Raw genomic sequence first — 17493 nt, 5'->3', positions numbered from 1 at the left:
CTAGTATTGTGCGCTGCCATATAAGGTTAGCGACAGCCGGTGTTTGGCTAGTGGATCATTTTTCCATTTTGCCAGTGCCGGTTTTTTGTTAGTAAACGTCAAGTAAATCTAAAATATACGACAAAAGTTGTTTATTTTGGAGTTACGTTTTGTTTGTTTCACTTTTTTTCGGTACTCTGCATCTAGACGGTAAATCCGTTGACTCGACCGGAACTCGGACTGCAAATATACATCCTGTTAATCCGATCATCTTACCTGGTCAGCCGCAATCAATAGGTTTATGGGTCAAGGGAAACGGCAAAGGTGAATGGATGTCATTTACAACACGGGGTGCTGATGGAAGCACTCATTATCTTTACGGACCTTACGTGACCTGGACAGGATGGAAAAAAATTGAGATTCCTGTACCGTCAGGAGTTACGTTTCCGCTTGAGTTAAGAACGATTGGAGCCATTGAAACAAGTAATACAGACCAATACACAGATGAACTTGTATATGATGATTTGATTGTAAAGATAAGCCCGACCGTTGAGGTACCAGTCGTGCCGGAAAAAGCGGATTCTCTTATCATGCAAAATGCTGATATTGGAAAAGAGCGTTGGAAGTTCGCCGTAATGTCTGACAGTCAATTTGGCGGAAGTTCTCCAAATAGCCAGCAATGTTCGGAGTCGACCCAACACCTATTCCGTCAAAAGCGAATGGACCAGAAAAATCTAGCGAACAGAGTCCAATTAATGACACAGAATGGATACGAGCAGAAGTAAACCCTCTCCTTGAAGAAGTGACAATGGATGCTCCGCAATCCGTTGCCATTGATAAAACAGTTGAAATCAAAGCAACCGGACATCAAGCCGGAAATTTAAACTTCCCACTGCTATACCCAGCAAGCGTCAATTGGAGTGGTAGTGAAAATGTCTTTATCGGAACAGGTGAAGCTTTAAATAAAGCCAAACAATCAAACAAATACAATGCTGTTTTCGATACGGCAACTGGAACACTTACTGGATTGCAAAAAGGAGAAATCACATTAAAGGCAGAATCAAATGGTGTCATAGCTGAGGAAAATATGACGATCTCTTAGTTTTTGGTGCTAGTCACCGACCTAATTTTTATGTTTCACAACAGGAAAAGAAGTAGCACTCTAACCTAAGGGAAGAGTGTTACTTCTTTTTAGTTTCTTCAATCGTGACACCAAGCTTTTCCGCCCAAATAGAAGCATAATGAGAACGATTTTGCTGAAGCTCTTTCACTTCTGCCCCCGTTATTTTGAAAATTCACCTGGGTGAGGAGTCAGAATAACAGGTGCCTGTCTTTCATCATACGTACGCTGAGATAGCGCTCCTGCATCAATTATGACAGGACATTCCGATTTCAGCAGCTGCTGGATGGCCTTTTCCGTTTTTTCATTTGGTTCTAAACCAGAATGACTTATGGGTGGCCTCTTTTGTATCTGTTTTACAAAAAATTAAAAAGAATCAATATGTACTTTTTTGTAGTTTCATTTAGGTCTTGTAGCTCTTATTTCCCCACTTTCACCTAGCTCACGAGAAAACTCTTCATCCACACGATCCGGTTCTATTTTTAAGTTTTTGGGAGTTTGAGGTAATGAATTTTTACTGCTTGATGGTTTTTGATTGTTTGATCTTCCCATAATATTGCCTCCTAACGAAATTTTAATCTTTATTAGTATGGCTAAGAATCACATTTATATATCTTTAGATTTTTATCTTAAAAACAGTTTTTTGGGACTCTCCTTTCTTATTGAGCTAGCGTACCAGTTAGTTTAAGTGAAACTGTTCACAATTATTCGGTACATAATGGAATGGCTTTATAACCTTACAGGCTAGACAAAATTTAAATAAAAAGAACTTGGAGATTTTCCAAGTTCTCTATCGTTCGTTGTATAAGTTAGTGCAGGATAAGTTCAAGAAGATTTCATAGGATCACTCCTGAAAAATCCCCTCTCAGCACTTCCTTCTCATTTTGATTTTTGCATAAAAAGGAGGCAGTAATATGTGTTCGATTATTTTGCTTTTCGAATTGCTCAATTGTTACTTCACAAATTATTGTATCACCAGTAAATACTGGTCTTAAAAACTCAAAATTCATTGTACGAGCGAGTACATTGTTATCGCCACCTATTTTTGTCGGCAATGTAGCGGTTAGTAATCCCTGTATTACAAGTCTTCCCCGTTCATCAGGAGTAACATGGTGAGAGCCTTCATCACCTGAAATCTTGATGAACAATGCCACATCTTCTGCTGTGAAAGTGCGTTCAAATGTAATAATATCACCTATTTTTAAAGACAATTTTATCCCCCCCTATATTTTATTTTAAATCCATTTAAAACTTAGTAGTAAAAATCCCGCCTCAATTTAAATGCGACATCTATTCATATGCTGTTGTTCCATATACGCTTTTAAAATGTTTATTTAAATGAGTTAAATCAACAAAACCACATTCAGCTACTGCTGAATAAATATCTCCATTTTTCTCTAACAACTTCTTTGCACGTTCTATCTTGCAGTTAAGAAAGTATTGGTATGGGGAAATTCCAGTATGAGCCTTGAATAATCTGATAAACTGAAATTTTGATAAATGAAGCTCTTTGCATCTCTCGTCAAGTTTCATTACATTTTCTAAATTGGTATGAAGCATATCCTTTGCTTTTCTAATTAGAGCGTCATCTTTTTTATAGTCTGTAGAAAGATTGGAATGCATAAGGCTGTCTGCGAGTGATAACAGTAATTCACTGCACAACGCTTCATCTTTTCCGCCTAAAATTGCATTCGAAAGACTTAATATTCTTTATTCAAGTCTATAATCATACACAATAGGGGTGGAAAAACGCACTATATCCTTTTTCTCCATAACCTCTAAAAGAAGTTGTGGCTCAATATATAACATAATCAAGCCCTGCTAAATGTATATTCCATTGCCTTTTGTCCCCAAATTATGCACTGTGGATAATATGACGATATTAGTAGGTACTGATGTAAAAGTAATACTAAAACAGTAAATTAAAAAAGATGTAATATTCATGAGGAAAACTCCTTTCAAGGTATTCTCATAAATTGTACATCTTAAGATTACATGGCATATAGTATATTATTGCAGGATTATATAAAGCTTCTCCTATTGTTATCAGGCGGGATTCAACAGTTTTCCATTCACTTCCCCCTCCTTTTAGTTATGTGAGAAAATCTTGAGGTTTCCAATCTTTCGGCTTAATGTTCTTACTAATCCATTTCTTTTGTGGTGATTGGTATGGGGTTGTGGCGATTAAATAATTATTGTGCCAAATTGCTGCTCTGGAACGAATCATTTCATCGAGCAAGATTTGAATAAATTCTTCAGGCTGAAGCTGGAAAGAGTAGCGTGCAAAATCTTGGAACCAGCCACACGTTAGTAGGTAGTTATCGATTTCTTCTTTTGCCAATCCGTTTTTAATGATTAATGTGAATGAAAAAATCCTCTTGCAGGCATGCCATGAAACTTTTTCTGGCATCTTGAGCCACTTTTCAAACCGCTCCCTTGCTGCATCAATGGCAGCCAGAGGATTCTCCATTTGAGGTCCATGTCCTGAATATGCCTGTTTAATCCGGAGCATGGACAATCGATCCAAACTTTCTATAGATCGTTGGATAGATGTAACACCCTCTCGAAAGATGTTTAACCATCCGATATCATTTTTGTGAAAGAGATCCCCGCAAATTAATATCTCATCTTCTGGTTCATATAAAGAAATATGCCCTAATGTATGCCCCGGTGTGTACAAGACTTTCAAGGTTCTACTTCCTGTACTAATTTCATCGTTATCTGAGAGCATTGTATCCACTCGATAAGGGTCTACTGGCTGATCTAACCATTCTGCACTACAGGCTTCAGGGTCACAAGAATTAATTAAATCGGCTTCCCATTTATGAGCAGCAATCGTAACCCCATAATTTTTTTGAAAATGAAAATTGCCTCCTACATGGTCACTATGATAGTGCGTGTTCACAATAAGGTGTAATTCTTCTGGTGAAACTCCTACATCTAGAATTAATTGCTCTGTATCTTTCGCATCACTCCCAAAACCAGTATCAATAAGGATCGGTAGCTGAGCCTTAATAAGGATCATGTTTGCACTTGGAAATTTTCTTTCAAAGAAAATAATACTGGATTTTTTCATAAGCTCTACCTCCTTAAATTCAAAGACTAAACAATTATGATCGAACGTTCGATCAATTTTTTTATTTATTTTTTACCTCAGTCGTTTTGCGGCTAAGATGGACACCACACACAGTCTGGAGTAACTCGAACAGCAAGATCGGGTAAATTAAACAATTCGGCAACTAGATTCAACAATCCTACTTAAACTAACATGTTAAGTTAGTTTAAGTAAAAACCTTCACAAATTCCACGATGTAATTTTTCATAAAAATCCAATTTCATTAAAATAGTTCCTCAAAGTCCTTTAACTAAAGAAGATAAAAAATTGAATCCTCCACATTCCTGCCCTTTACTTCAATAAAAAGAGGCGACACTTTTATATTATGTGTTCTTAACCTTTCACAGAGCCGGCAAGCAATCCTTTAACACTATAGTTTAAGGGAATCCAGCTCCTAACCCTTGTTCACAAGCCATTTAACAAATTTAATTGCTGTTTCTTTATTTTCTGAATTTGTGAGAATGCCGATTATTTTATTTTCCGTTATAAATCCTGCATTTGAAAGTAAAAGGTTGTCAGTAAAATCAATACCAATAATGGAATTTTCCCTATTTAGGCTTACTGTATCAATCTCTTTATTATTTAACAAATTAGAGATTTCTTTGTTATTATCCATTCTAAAAAAAGCATCCTGCTGTGCCATTAAAAGAAAATCATTCTTATCCAGCACTACAATATCAATGTCTTTAGCTCCTATTTGTGTAAGAAGCTTTTGATATATTGAATTGTTAGAAGATGACGTGAGACTTCCGTTCATTGGCCATATGTTCAGCTTAATTTCTGATTTTGACTGACCCTCTAATACCGCAGAAGTAGCCTTATCTTGAAGAGCTTGCTGCTCTTTTATATCTATTGTATTTCCGATGACAGCTACATTTAAGGCTGATGGCTTTTCTCCCTCATTAAAAAAGATGAGAGGTATTATAGCCATTAAAATAAAGAGCCCGTATATAATATGAATTTTATAGTGGTACCAAATATTATCTAGTTTTTTTATTAGTTCTTCGATGGTCATAGTATCACCTTTCTTAACAAGATTGGATGGGAGCAATGTTAGATTCATATAACCCTCTAAAGAACATTTAGCTTTTATTTCAAATTAATAGAAATCAACAGATCTTCCTATATTAAATGAATCTCCCCTTTCGGTTAGGGTTTCACCTGCATTTTAATAAACATTCGTTTATTATACTTCTGCTTAAAATTAATCAATAAAGATAATTCATAATGTTATATACGATTTCAGAATCAGATGAATGCTGAGTATGTCTACTTCATTTTCTTGTCTTATTTCAAAGTATTCGAAATCCAATTGTAAATCTCTTACATTGTCGTGGAATTTAACTTTTAGAGTTGGTTCTATATAACAAAAACCGCCCCACGGACTGAATTCTTCTCGTTCCCTCTTCACTTCAGGGTCGAAGGAAGAATGAGCATATGTCTTTAGTAAAAATTCACAATCTTCACTTCTTATTTTTTCCCCAATACAGGTGATGTAGCCTTTTTTTCGATTTAACCCAAATAGATAGGAAGAAGATCTCGTTTTCAAATGAAATATTTTGGCACTTTCCTCATACCTAATTGTCATTCTTTCCAACACCTTATTAATTGTTATTGTAAATAATTGTCCTAAATATTTTTGCTGCATCTGGATATGTCAAAAAATTAAATGACATGCATATAGCCCCCTGGTAGACGTACTGATAGTAAAGGCTCCCCGCCTTGCCAAGCAAAGGATGCAACTTCACTGGAAAGGGCCGTGTATTCTTTGATAAATTTTTCAAGAACGGCCGAATCAATTTTGTCTATTTTTCCCGGCTGCCCGCCGTAGCTGCTATAATAACAATAGTCGCATGCGAGATTACAAGCCTCAGAAACAGTTTTCCACATTACGCCGATCTGGCCATGCTTCTCGGAAGTTAAACATCCCTGCACCATTTTCAATCTTCTCCTTTAAAAAAATGAAGATGTAACCACCCATGTATAGATGGGTGGTTGGTATAAGTTAGTTTTTAAAAAAACTCATAGACAAAATTCTATGAGTTTAAAAGATGATATGAGCGACAGAAATTTCCTCGTACCTTACATTTCCCTAAGTAATTAAATCATCACCCTTTGTAAGAAATGCTGCCCCATGTAACAGATACAAAAGTCTTTGTATTATCACTTAATTTTACTTCAAGCATGCTTGGGAGTATTGGTGTTTTACCAATTACTGTACTTACTTTTACTTCAGGAATTTCAGTGGATTGTAGCCCTTGGATCTGTAACTATAACAATAGCCTGAGCTTTTATTTTAGTTCCTGTTACCCTACCCTTTACGCTGAATGATCCAACATTCTTATAGCTATCTTCAGCTATTTCATCCCAAGTTACAGGTACATTTATAACTGTACCATTTGATGTGATCATCTTCGCAGTTTCTGGCATAACAGGTGCAGTTCCTACTGTAGTGTAAACATTCATCACTTTTGCATCTACTATATCAACTTCTTCACTAGCCGTTACAGTTACAGTAGCTGTAATAGCTGCAGCTTCAACACCATTAATGTGTCCTACTACTTCAAATGATCCTTCTTCAGCATATTTTGAAGGGGCAATTGCTGGCCATTGAACTGGCAATTCCATTTCTGTGTTATTGCTCAATGTTGCCTTTACTGTTGAAGGCATTTCCGGGTGCATTCCCACTGATGTGCTGACCTCAACGGTATCTGGTCCAGTTATGGATGGAGCTTCTTGAGCAATTCTCATCTCAGCTACAGAAGCATATCGGTTGATTCCTTCTAATGCAGTTAACTTAACGTGAGTAATAGGCTTTGAACTGTCAATAGCTACTTGTTTTGTAGCAACTGTTCTTTCCCATGTTCCACTTGAAACAACTTTAGCAAAGTCTTCAGCATCTGCATACTTAACATATAGGTCATATTTTGTAATGAAGCCATTACCACTTGCTTCTCCTCTACTATTAGTCTCCTGTCTTGGCGTTACATCTAATCTGTTTACATTGTAAGCTTTACCTAAATCAAGAGTAATAGATTGTGGTAATGTATCGCTTCCATCCCAAGCTGTGTGCCACAATGAACCTGTGTTTCCATCAAGAACATTTTCAGGGTTATCACCTTCTTGATAACCAGTTGCACTTGCTTTGATACCATCTACAGGAATAACAGATAAGTCAACAGGTGTAATTGGCAGCGGTTCAATTGTAGCATCCTTTGCTTCCTTAACCACTAGATTATCAAGGATAAAGTCTCCTGCTGAACTTCCGGCCGTATTTCTTGCTCCGATCCAGAAATCTTCCGTACTTGCTGTAAATTTAACAGTGAACTGTGTAGGAACGGTTGCCTGTGGCATTGGTACATTCATCACTTCCTTAGTACCCTTACCAACAACGAAATTAATCTTCTTATCAAACTGACTTTCATATTTGAATGATACTTCGTAAGTTGTTCCTTTATCGAATCTTAAAGTCTGCGGTAATGTTCTCATAATGAGACCGCTACCAGTTTTATGGGACTTAATGGACCATTTGCCATTTAATACGTCATCAACTGCTTTTCCATTCCAACCTTTTTGAGTGTATGGAGCGTGTAATTCTGATAAATGAGTACGTGGATCACTTACTCCGTCAGCATCTGCTATAACAAATGGAGTCAAACCTTGGTCAACATTTTCAAAATCTTCAGCTAATACTACATCTGAAGATTTTGGAACAACTCTCTTTGTAGGTACAGAGCGTACATCGTCAAATGTTACAGTCGCTGTCCCTGGAGCTACTTGCAAGTATAATTTTGCAGTTTCCTGTCCTTCTGCTACATCAAATACTACTCTCATTCTCTGCATATTTGTGCTGTGCTTTGAGTCAGCTGAGATATAGTTTTTAAGCGGTGAACTTTCAGTATAGTTAGTTATGTTTGCTCCGCCGAAATTTTTAACACCAATAGTCGTTTTACGTTTTGCATTTCCTGCAGTGTTTGGATCGCTAGCATTTGTACGGTTTGGTGTATTGCCAACCTGAACATATATTGAAGCTGAGTATGTTCCTGGCTTCAATCCTGATAATTTAGTTTCTAATACAGTCTCTTCATTGTTTTCTTTTACTACTAATTCATATTGTCCACGATTGTTACGTTCTACTGTTGCAGCACCGCTCTTTACTTTCCAGTGATCTAATGTTCCGCTGTTGAAGCTTGGATCCTTTGTAGGCATTCCAAATCCCCACTCCATATCTTCAGCAGTTACAGAAACATCACCTTTGTATACAACGTAAGCTTGTTTTGGTTCTGCATCAATCGTGATTTTGCCATCAACTACGTTTAATACTTTTTCATCTTTCTTACCGGTATCTGTTAATGTGTATAACTTAACTGTTGATACATTGTTCCAGCTATTTGGAAGTTCCCAAGTAGATGATCCGCCAACTTCATTATAGTGATATAGTTTTTCTTCAGCACCAGCCAATTCGCTTTCTGTAATATCGGCATTGGGCGACCATGGTAACAAATATTGGAGGTTATTGAATCTTACATCATCATAAACGTTACCATTACTTGTTCCTTGTTGTATTGTTACATCTTCTTCAAGAAGTTTCTTTCCATCTTTTGTGAATACTCTTTTTCCGTCTTCTGTCCTTTCAGCGACAACATTTCCTTCAAATTCAGCTCGTCCCACATTATTGGTTACATCGTACTTCGTCATTGGGAAGCTTTGCAGATATTTGGTTGGTAGATTTGTTTTGAATACAACATCGATCATTTCATCATAATTTACTCTACCCTGCCATCCTTCAGCATCATTTGCCTCAGTACCACCGAGGATTGGGTGACGAGCTATCCAAGTATCCTTCTGGTTATTTCTTACAAATCTTGCGATGTCACTGCTGTAGCCCTTTATGTTTTTTCCACCGTAATCATAGTCAACTGACCAGTGATTCCAAACGGCTTCATCTTCTAATACATTTGGAAACTCAGTAGTAAGGGTCCATCCCAAAGAATTCACTTCTCTTGCAAATCTTCTTCCATTAAAGCCCTGTTCATACCATGCATCAGCATAAATAAAGTCAAGTGTTGGTGCATCGTCCTTTAACATCTGTAAACGGTTCATTCTGTTGCCAGTATAAACTTCTCTACGGTATGTTGGGTCATCAAAGTCATATGATTGGTCAAGCCAGTCCCAACCGCCTTTGTTGAGATTAACTAATTGATCATCAAAAGCCTTTGCTTCTGGGTGAGCGCCTGTACCACTAATATGTACACCCATGAAAGCATTATAGCTCTGTGCTTCTCTTACAAGTGTATCCATATCCTTCTGTCCGCCCTGACGTACACCTATATGTCCGCCATAATCCGGATGTGCCGAGTCATGACCTTCTGCTTGGTAACCCTTTAGTTCCACAAACTGTCCAAGCCCGTCAGTTGATAAATATATTTTTTTTGTTTCATCTAATGTTTTTAAGAATGGGTTTGTTGCCTGGCTACCAAAGTTCATTGGTATACGGTGAACAACAAGTTCGGACATTCTGTCGCTGCCAACAGGATTGTTCATAATATTACGGTATGCAATAGCTGCATCCTGCCAGTCCATTTGATAATCACCATTTGCATCTTCTGTGATCACTACTTTAGCGTGTGGTAATGGCTCCGTTATATCATCAGGCATTTCATTTCCACGATATACCCATGAAGCACTCCACAAAGCTGTACGAGAGTAACCCGTTTTCTCTGTAGTCTGCTTAACAATACGGTGGTTGTCATTGTCTGCATCTTTATTTGAATCACCAAATGCATTTGACCAAACACCTGCTGCCAATTCATCATTGTTAATGAACGCGTACATATAGTTTTTTGGTGTAAGATCTACCGTAGGAGTACCTGATACAGGTTGATACACATCACCTTTTTTATAAACAGCGTTTTCCATTCTGGAACCGGCAAATTCTGCGCCCGCTTCTGTACTTCTTACAGATGCCAAGCTATGGTTTGGAATTTCAATGGTGTGTATTCTTGTTGTACCATTTTCTTCTACTTTTGTTACTTCAAAATCAAGTGTATTCTCTTCTACTGTTATGGATAGAAATATTACTACATTTAACTCATCAACGGTTAGAACATAGTCAGCTTTATTATCTGCTGCTTCTGTGTAGGTTACTTTCGGTACATAGTCTGTTCCGTTAATTCTTATTGTGTTTAATACATCTTCTGAGCCATTTAATACTTTGCTGTTTAACTCATACTTTATTACTCTTGGAAAATTCTGATCTACCTCAACTTTCATTTGATTTGATGCTATTATTCCATCATAAGCTGCAGCATCTGCAGTTCCTGAAAATGCTGGAATTGTAATGCTAATCATCTGTGCAGATGCTACCACAATTGCTAAGTTTTTAATTATCTTTGACAGTGACATGATTTACCTCCTCTAGGTTTAATCCATTACTTTTCAATTGCTTTTAATTAATCTTTAGTGCAATTGCCATTAAGTCAGCATCACCTCTTTTGTGTTCAATGAAATTACTTCAAGACCCAGTCACGAACGATAATAACGACTAATTCATTCTGGTTATTTCATTTCTTATTATCATCTCCTGGTTTTGGTATTGGTGTAGGCGCTTTGGATCGGTATTGGTTTTGGATCTGGTGATGGTGTCCAGCCACCACCCGGAGATTTAGCTTTAGTCGTCACCTCTACACTAGGACCATTCATGCTCCAGTTTCCTGCTGTATCGCCTGCTTCAACTTTAAAGGTATATTTCGTGTCAGATGACAGGCCTTTGACTTTATAGCTAGTGATATCACCTGCTAATGTAACTAGTTCACTTCCATTCTTGTAAATTTTGTAGCTTGTTACACCTGTATCATCTGCTGCTGCTGTCCAAGAAAGTGTAAGTTTAGTTCTACCAACATTTGAAGTCATTAATGCTTTATCTTCTGACCATGTTGGTGCAGTTTCGTCTGCTGGTGTTACGTCCTTATAAGTTGCTGTTACTTTAACAGCTTCATCAGGCATTACAAATGTAGTAGTTTTTGTACTTGCATCCTCGAATATTACGCTACTGTTATCCGTAATCCATTTGTCAAATTCTTGGCCTTCTGGTGCTTCATTTGCTGTTATTGCAACAGTGGCTCCTTTAGCATAATTTCCACTGCCTGAACCATTTTCTACGACTACTTCATATTCTTCTGCTGGATCTGCATTTTGGTAAATGTTAATTTCAGCGGCGGATCCGAATCCATTTTTACCAGCCAATACTTCGAATCTTAGGTAATTAGCCTGCGTAGGTCTAAATGTAACTGTTTTTGGCATGGAATCGCTTACAAATGTTCCTTTTTCCTTGACCAAGGTGTAGTTTACACCATCCATGCTTGTGTAGATGTTGTACTCGGTTACAATACCGTTATCTCCACCTGACTGTCTTGGAATATATTTAAGCTTATAAACGTCATAGGTTTCACCTAAGTTGAAATCCAATGTGTGAGGAGGCGTATTTCCACCATTCCATTTTGTATGCCATATTGTATCTATGTTTCCATCTATGACATTTGCAGCTTTATTATCTTCGGCTTGCGTTTCTTCACTTGAAGCAGTTACCGTCAAGCCACTTGAAGGAATCATTTCAGGGTCGGCTTCTGTTGTTATAGTTACACCTTCACTCCATTCACTGAAACCAGCAAAGTTCTTTGATCTAACCTGTACTGTATGAGTGGATCCAGCGAGTAACCCTGTTTCTGAAAATGGGCTTGTTGCGTTGCTTATGATCTTATTGTCAATCTTGATATCATACTGTAATGCTCCGGATACAGCATCCCATGCGATATCAATCGTTGAGCTGTTTGGTGAATCCACTTGAACATTAGCTGGAGCTTCTGCAATCTCCGGATAAACACCAGAACCAAACATAAACCAGTTTAGCTTGCATATTTCCGTATCAGCGCCGTTAAATACTAAGAATATCTTTTGCTTACCTGTAACTTCTTTTGTAAGCTCTGCTTTGGCATTTACATACTCATTCAAATCACTTGTATTTGGAATTTGTAGTATGGCTATCGTTTCAGCTGGATTTCCTTCTGCATCAGCTAGTTTAACCTCAATAGTACCGTTTGGTTTATCACTTGCTACTCTTGCGTTAAACCATTTTGCCTCTCCATTACCAAAATCAACTTGATCATAACGCAGCCAGTCGCCATTTTTGATATTCGCCATACTTTGGTCATATCCGTCGTATACATCATCATTTGTCCACACCGTTTTAGCGTTTATCGTAAGATTTTTATCTGTAACATAGTTTTGATCATCATAACGTTCAGCATCAATCTTCTTATTTACATTAAATAAATTCCCTTGATTTTCAGTCGTAGTCAGTTCAAATGAATCAACATCAATATATCCGCCAAGGGCTTTTGTTGCATAATTAAAAATACCAAACCGCATACCGACGTATGTTCCGTAACGCATCTCATATCTTCCGCCTAATCTAGTAAAGTTCACTCCATCTAGGCTGTATGAAAACTCTGTTCTATATTCAAATCTTGGGGTTTCAGCTCTAAACCAAATATTAGTTGTACCTTCCGGGAGATCAATGGATGCCTCTTCTGTCCATAAGTCCTGAACAACGATTCTCTTCTTTCCATCTTCATTCTTTATTCCAATGAAGTTTGAATCTTTTTGTATGACAGATAATCCAGCCTGATCACCGTCAGCCATATGGCTTATATCCATCTTCACAGTTCCTATGCAGTCCGGACCAATGATTCTCTGCGTAAGTGTATTTCTTGCATATGCTAAAGAATTTGATACACTAGATGTCTTAAGTCTTATATATCCTGGTCTTTCCGTAAGACTCCACTTATCATTATCTGGATTGTGATTCCACTGCCATTGCAGACCTAACTCGCTGCTGCTGAAATCATCTGATGTTTCAGGTGCTTTTGGCTCCGTTGAACCCAAACCTGGTATATTGGGTTTCTTTAAAGTAACAACCGCTTTTTCTCCATCCAGCTCTCCCATATATGGCCATCCATCTTTCCAGTACACTGGCTGCAAAGTTGGAACACGTCCCAGCTTTCCTCGATCCTGGAATATGACCGCCCACCATTCTGATTCCTTTCCTTCACCCTGAGGAACATCTACAATACCACCCTGGTGTATACCATTGCCTGTAAAATTCATAAAGCTTGTCATGATATCCTGTACTTCGTAAGGACCATTAGCCAAGTCTTTTGTTCTGATCGCTATTTCCTTCTTTGAACCTTTATCCCAGGTCGGAGTACTTAGGATGTAATAGTATTCTCCAATTTTGTATACATGTGATCCTTCATTAAAATAGCCACCCTTATAATGGTATATCATCTTTCCATTTCTTGATGCTCCAGGCTCTCTCTTAGAAATTATAGAAAGTTCGCCTGTTTCTTCATTCACAATTTCCAACTCACTTAGATAAAGTTGACCTTGACCATGTACAACATAGACTTTTCCATTGTCATCAAAAAATAGTCCGGGATCGTATAGTTCATCTTCTAACTTGTAAATCGTCCAAGGGCCTTTTGCGTTATTTGCAATACTTACGTATGCAGCATCTCCATTGATGTTGTACATCAAGTAGAATTTACCGTTATGATACCTTAAGCTTGTTGCCCATGGACCTTCATCATAAGCACTCAGTCCATTCTTTAGGTCGTACATGTCTCCTTCCATTCTGTCCACAGCATAGCTCTCATATGTCCAATTCACTAAATCTTTGGAACTCATGATTGGACTGCCGGGAAATAAGTGCATACTCGTTGATGACATATAAAATGTGTCACCCACCCTGATCACGTCATTGTCCGGATAATCTCCCCACATAATTGGATTGGTGTATGTACCATTTCCATTGTCTGCAGCCCTAGCATAAGGCGCAAAATTAACAAACATCGCAATTAGAACCCCCAGTACCATTGCTTTTCTTGCTTTTGATCTGTAACTGAACAATTTAAATTACCTCCTGCAAACTAAATATATGATTATAAGAACTATAATCACTTTGTTTGGCGTCATTCATAAGTGAGTGACTTTCCTGCTAATTTACTTAGATAAGTTACCTTGCAGCCTTCTTTATAATTGGAACAACCCTAAAAGCTACTCCCTTTCTTCGCTTTCTTCTCTACGATCATACCTTCACAAGATGGACATTGAACTATTCCTTGGTTTTGTTTATGTTCTTTAAAGGTGCTTTCCATTTGGGAACGCAGGAGGGGGGTGCGGTATAGGCATTCTTAAAAAGAACCCCGTTTCGGGCTAGTTGATCAAGGTTAGGTGTGTCAACGACAGGATGATCTAAAATGCTTAAACAATCACCACGCATTTGAGCAACCATTATTAACAATAAATTTGTCTTCACCTATTATGCCATCTGCTTTTATGGTTGCTCAGAAAGATTTTTGAAGTTTCCGTTGATGGTCAACTCGTGACAATCTGCTTTTTTTCTGTTGTAATATAGGATGGTAGGAATGAATCACAATATTATCCGGCTTCAAGCCCTCTTCATCAAAAATTACAATTTCATTTTGTGCTCTTAACAACGAGGCTGGTATCTTATATTCCTCCTGCGGTCCAATATTCCAGTACCGTCCTAAACAGTGGCCATTGACCCAAAAACACCCTTTACTCATAAGATCAAAACGAACCTTTACAATCGGACCATTTTCTGGGTTCCATTCAAAACGACTTTTATACCAGCGATATCAGGGGGCCATTATTTAATATCTTATTTCGCTTCCACCCATTCACCTTTAATTTTATTTTCTTTTATCAGCTTGTTAACATCCTCAATGACATCTTTTCCGTCTCTGTCCAAATACTCATCAACAAATTTATCCCAATCGGAAATTGGCCGTTGTCCTACCACCATTTTCGTTAACTCATTCGTAGCAAATTCATTTAATGCAGACATCTTATCATTATATACCTGTGAATGGATCCGGCTGACAGGACTTAAGTAGAAATCGGATTTGGATAGCATAGATACCATGATTGTATTAAATTCTTTCGATTCTGGTGCCTTGGATTGTTTTGCATAATCCTCCATGGATTGATCTCCCTCTGCCCATCCGCCTTGTTTTTGTGTAAAGAGAGCAAGTGGAGCATATTTACTATATTCTTTTGTTAATTCCGGTGCTCCATCAACGATGTTATAACCTTTACCAGATCCGCCCATCGTCCAGTCAAAATATTCGTTATCCGGCGTTTGTTGATCGGCTGGTACATACTTCATCATATAATCGATCATTTCTAATATTTTCTCGACTTTTTTCGGGTCATCCTTTAATTTGGAACTTAGCGTCAAAATTGTATAATACCCATCGCCTGACACGTACCCTTTTGAATTGTCTGGAGCCACAAATGGAGGAATCGCGGTAATTTTTGTATCCGGTGCAGATTTTCTTAAGGTTGCTAAATCAAGATTTTGTGGTTGAGCCCCCTTATCTATACCAGGCTGTTCATACCAAATCCCGACTTTCCCCGCATTAAAATCTTTAAAGACATCATTATAAGGTTTAATGGCCCAGTCTTTGTCAAGGGCACCTGCCTCATACATTTCATTTAGGAAGCGAATTTTTTCTTTATTGGCATCGGAAATCGTACCAGGTATTAATTGTCCATCTTTATTTTTGTGGTACCAAGCGCTGCTCCAATACGCTCCAAATGCCGGGTCGTATACCATCCCTTTTGCAAGTCCTAAACCTACTGTGTCGTTTTTACCATTACCATCAGGATCCTTTGTTGCAAATGCAATCGCTACCTCTTTTAATTCTTCATAATTCGTTGGTACCTTTAACCCTAGCTTATCAAGCCAGTCTTGACGAATAACCGGCTTTTTTCCGCCTCTTGCTGGAAAATAAAGCGGTATCGCATATTTTTTTTCGTCTACACTCACAACATCCCAAACGGATTGCGGTATAGCTTTAAATGTTTCAAACTTTTTAACATAATCGTTTAATGGTAAAAATGCACCCTGTTCGGCCCACTTTACATAGTTAGAATCTACACCTTCCATCCCAGTCACATCAGGGATATCGCCAGAAGCCATTTTTACCGTTAGCTTATCCTCATATAAGTCAAATGGAATGAATTGTGGCTGAAAATTAATGTTAAATTTTTCATTTAATTTTTTGACTGCTTCACTTGCAGGTTCTGGAACAGGCTGCTCCCAAGTACCATTAAACCATGTGATTGACATTTTCCCATTTTTACTATCTTGTTCATCTGAAGAGGCTTTCTCACCCTTTGGCGAACAGGCAGCAAGCGCTCCCGCTAAAAGGGCAGTCGATAATGTCATGGACAAAAAACGTTTCATCAAAACCCTTCCCCCTTGTGCAATTTTTCTTTTCGTTAAAGAAATCTACAATCTGAATGAATGCCTACTCTTTTACTGATCCAAGCATCACACCTTTCGCGAAATGCTTTTGAAGGAATGGATAAACAATCAGTATAGGAATTGTTGCGATTAGGATTGCGGCCATACCAACTGTTTCTGCCGGTGGCGGATTTTCCATCCCTACCTGCATCCCAGCATCTAGCAGATTTCCTTGATTTAATATAACAAGCTGCCTAAGTACAACTTGGACTGTCCATTTAGCTGGATCACTTAAATAAAGAAGAGCCGTAAAATACGAGTTCCATATTCCAACCGCATAAAACAATCCAAAGGCTGCTAGCGCTGGCTTCGATAATGGGAGGATAATTTTTGTGAAAATTTGCAAATCATTTGCTCCATCGATAATGGCAGCTTCCGTTAAATCCATTGGCAAGCCCATGAAAAATTGTCTCATGACAATAAGATTAAACGAGCTGATGGCTCCAGGTATAATGAGTGACCAAAGGGAGTCCATCAACCCCGTTGCTTGAACAATCATGTAAGTTGGAATCATCCCAGCTCCAAACACAAATGTGAATAAAACTAGAAAAACGAATATTTTTTGTCCAAGAATTTTTCTAGATAATGAATAGGCCATCATGGCAGTCAACAACAAGCTAACCAAGGTACCTACCACTGTTACATAGGCGGTTACTCCAAGAGAACGAATGAACTCCTTAGAACCTAAAATATATCCATAAGCATCCAGCGCCCACGTTTTTGGAAAAAGCAGTAAATCCGTCTTTACAAATTCTTCATAGGTTGCAAAAGAAACAACAAACATATAATAAAATGGGAACAGCATAGTTAATGCGATCAGACCAAGCAGGATAATATTGGTAATATCAAATATTTTCTCCGATGGTTTCCTATTTTTTAGCACACATG

The 17493-nt window shown here is 38.0% G+C and carries 14 protein-coding genes and 3 pseudogenes; 2 read left to right on the top strand and 15 right to left on the bottom strand.

Annotation, left to right across the window (positions count from 1 at the left end; genetic code table 11):
- The first annotated feature begins 149 nt into the window (after nt 1-149).
- Nucleotides 150-764 carry a hypothetical protein gene (locus LIT25_27005; GenBank protein ID USK36762.1) on the top strand — a complete coding sequence of 205 codons (615 nt, stop codon included), beginning with the start codon at nt 150-152 and terminating at the stop codon, nt 762-764.
- 23 nt (nt 765-787) lie between these two features.
- Nucleotides 788-1081, top strand: coding sequence for a hypothetical protein (locus LIT25_27000; GenBank protein USK36761.1), 294 nt, complete (start codon nt 788-790; stop codon nt 1079-1081).
- 180 nt (nt 1082-1261) lie between these two features.
- On the opposite strand, the gene LIT25_26995 is transcribed toward LIT25_27000, so the two are convergent.
- The 15 genes and pseudogenes from LIT25_26995 to LIT25_26925 all read right to left on the bottom strand — a co-directional run bounded on the left by LIT25_26995 (nt 1262) and on the right by LIT25_26925 (nt 17488).
- Nucleotides 1262-1432, bottom strand: a complete 171-nt coding sequence (locus LIT25_26995) for a hypothetical protein (protein ID USK36782.1) — start codon at nt 1430-1432, stop codon at nt 1262-1264.
- Between the two features lie 66 nt (nt 1433-1498).
- Complete coding sequence (locus tag LIT25_26990) at nt 1499-1651, bottom strand: YfhD family protein (protein ID USK36760.1); 153 nt, start codon at nt 1649-1651, stop codon at nt 1499-1501.
- Between the two features lie 284 nt (nt 1652-1935).
- On the bottom strand, nt 1936-2310 hold the full coding sequence (locus LIT25_26985; GenBank protein ID USK36759.1) for an enoyl-CoA hydratase: 375 nt from the start codon (nt 2308-2310) through the stop codon (nt 1936-1938).
- A gap of 79 nt (nt 2311-2389) precedes the next feature.
- Nucleotides 2390-2911: pseudogene (locus tag LIT25_26980) on the bottom strand (AraC family transcriptional regulator).
- A gap of 30 nt (nt 2912-2941) precedes the next feature.
- A pseudogene (locus LIT25_26975) lies at nt 2942-3043 on the bottom strand (LysE family translocator).
- 148 nt (nt 3044-3191) lie between these two features.
- A complete protein-coding gene (locus LIT25_26970; GenBank protein ID USK36758.1) occupies nt 3192-4175 on the bottom strand; it encodes an MBL fold metallo-hydrolase in 984 nt (327 codons plus the stop codon).
- A gap of 433 nt (nt 4176-4608) precedes the next feature.
- On the bottom strand, nt 4609-5277 hold the full coding sequence (locus LIT25_26965; GenBank protein ID USK36757.1) for a hypothetical protein: 669 nt from the start codon (nt 5275-5277) through the stop codon (nt 4609-4611).
- Nucleotides 5278-5436: 159 nt separating this feature from the next.
- Nucleotides 5437-5802: a hypothetical protein gene (locus LIT25_26960; protein USK36756.1), complete on the bottom strand. Its 366-nt coding sequence runs from the start codon at nt 5800-5802 to the stop codon at nt 5437-5439.
- Nucleotides 5803-5879: 77 nt separating this feature from the next.
- Entirely contained in the window at nt 5880-6152 is a 273-nt protein-coding gene (locus LIT25_26955; GenBank protein USK36755.1) for a hypothetical protein, read from the bottom strand.
- Nucleotides 6153-6322: 170 nt separating this feature from the next.
- Nucleotides 6323-6454, bottom strand: a complete 132-nt coding sequence (locus tag LIT25_26950; protein ID USK36781.1) for an Ig-like domain-containing protein — start codon at nt 6452-6454, stop codon at nt 6323-6325.
- A gap of 1 nt (nt 6455) precedes the next feature.
- Entirely contained in the window at nt 6456-10619 is a 4164-nt protein-coding gene (locus LIT25_26945) for an endo-alpha-N-acetylgalactosaminidase family protein (protein ID USK36754.1), read from the bottom strand.
- Between the two features lie 171 nt (nt 10620-10790).
- Entirely contained in the window at nt 10791-14180 is a 3390-nt protein-coding gene (locus tag LIT25_26940) for a family 43 glycosylhydrolase (protein ID USK36753.1), read from the bottom strand.
- A 250-nt stretch (nt 14181-14430) separates the two neighbouring features.
- Nucleotides 14431-14565: pseudogene (locus LIT25_26935) on the bottom strand (sulfatase-like hydrolase/transferase).
- Between the two features lie 390 nt (nt 14566-14955).
- Nucleotides 14956-16545 carry an extracellular solute-binding protein gene (locus tag LIT25_26930; protein ID USK36780.1) on the bottom strand — a complete coding sequence of 530 codons (1590 nt, stop codon included), beginning with the start codon at nt 16543-16545 and terminating at the stop codon, nt 14956-14958.
- Nucleotides 16546-16609: 64 nt separating this feature from the next.
- Complete coding sequence (locus tag LIT25_26925) at nt 16610-17488, bottom strand: carbohydrate ABC transporter permease (GenBank protein ID USK36752.1); 879 nt, start codon at nt 17486-17488, stop codon at nt 16610-16612.
- Between the last annotated feature and the right edge of the window lie 5 nt (nt 17489-17493).

Source organism: Bacillus sp. F19, from assembly GCA_023823795.1.
In the GTDB taxonomy this organism is placed as follows: domain Bacteria; phylum Bacillota; class Bacilli; order Bacillales; family Bacillaceae; genus Bacillus_P.
Note: the sequence above shows the minus strand (reverse complement) of the source record. Positions and strands in the feature narration are given on the sequence as shown.

Bases quoted from the DNA above. Each gene is read 5' to 3' on its own strand.
- LIT25_26960 (USK36756.1), bottom strand. From the start codon at position 5,802: ATGACAATTAGGTATGAGGAAAGTGCCAAAATATTTCATTTGAAAACG.
- LIT25_26955 (USK36755.1), bottom strand. From the start codon at position 6,152: ATGGTGCAGGGATGTTTAACTTCCGAGAAGCATGGCCAGATCGGCGTA.
- LIT25_26930 (USK36780.1), bottom strand. From the start codon at position 16,545: ATGAAACGTTTTTTGTCCATGACATTATCGACTGCCCTTTTAGCGGGA.
- LIT25_27000 (USK36761.1), top strand. From the start codon at position 788: ATGGATGCTCCGCAATCCGTTGCCATTGATAAAACAGTTGAAATCAAA.
- LIT25_26990 (USK36760.1), bottom strand. From the start codon at position 1,651: ATGGGAAGATCAAACAATCAAAAACCATCAAGCAGTAAAAATTCATTA.
- LIT25_26970 (USK36758.1), bottom strand. From the start codon at position 4,175: ATGAAAAAATCCAGTATTATTTTCTTTGAAAGAAAATTTCCAAGTGCA.
- LIT25_26945 (USK36754.1), bottom strand. From the start codon at position 10,619: ATGTCACTGTCAAAGATAATTAAAAACTTAGCAATTGTGGTAGCATCT.
- LIT25_26965 (USK36757.1), bottom strand. From the start codon at position 5,277: ATGAATCTAACATTGCTCCCATCCAATCTTGTTAAGAAAGGTGATACT.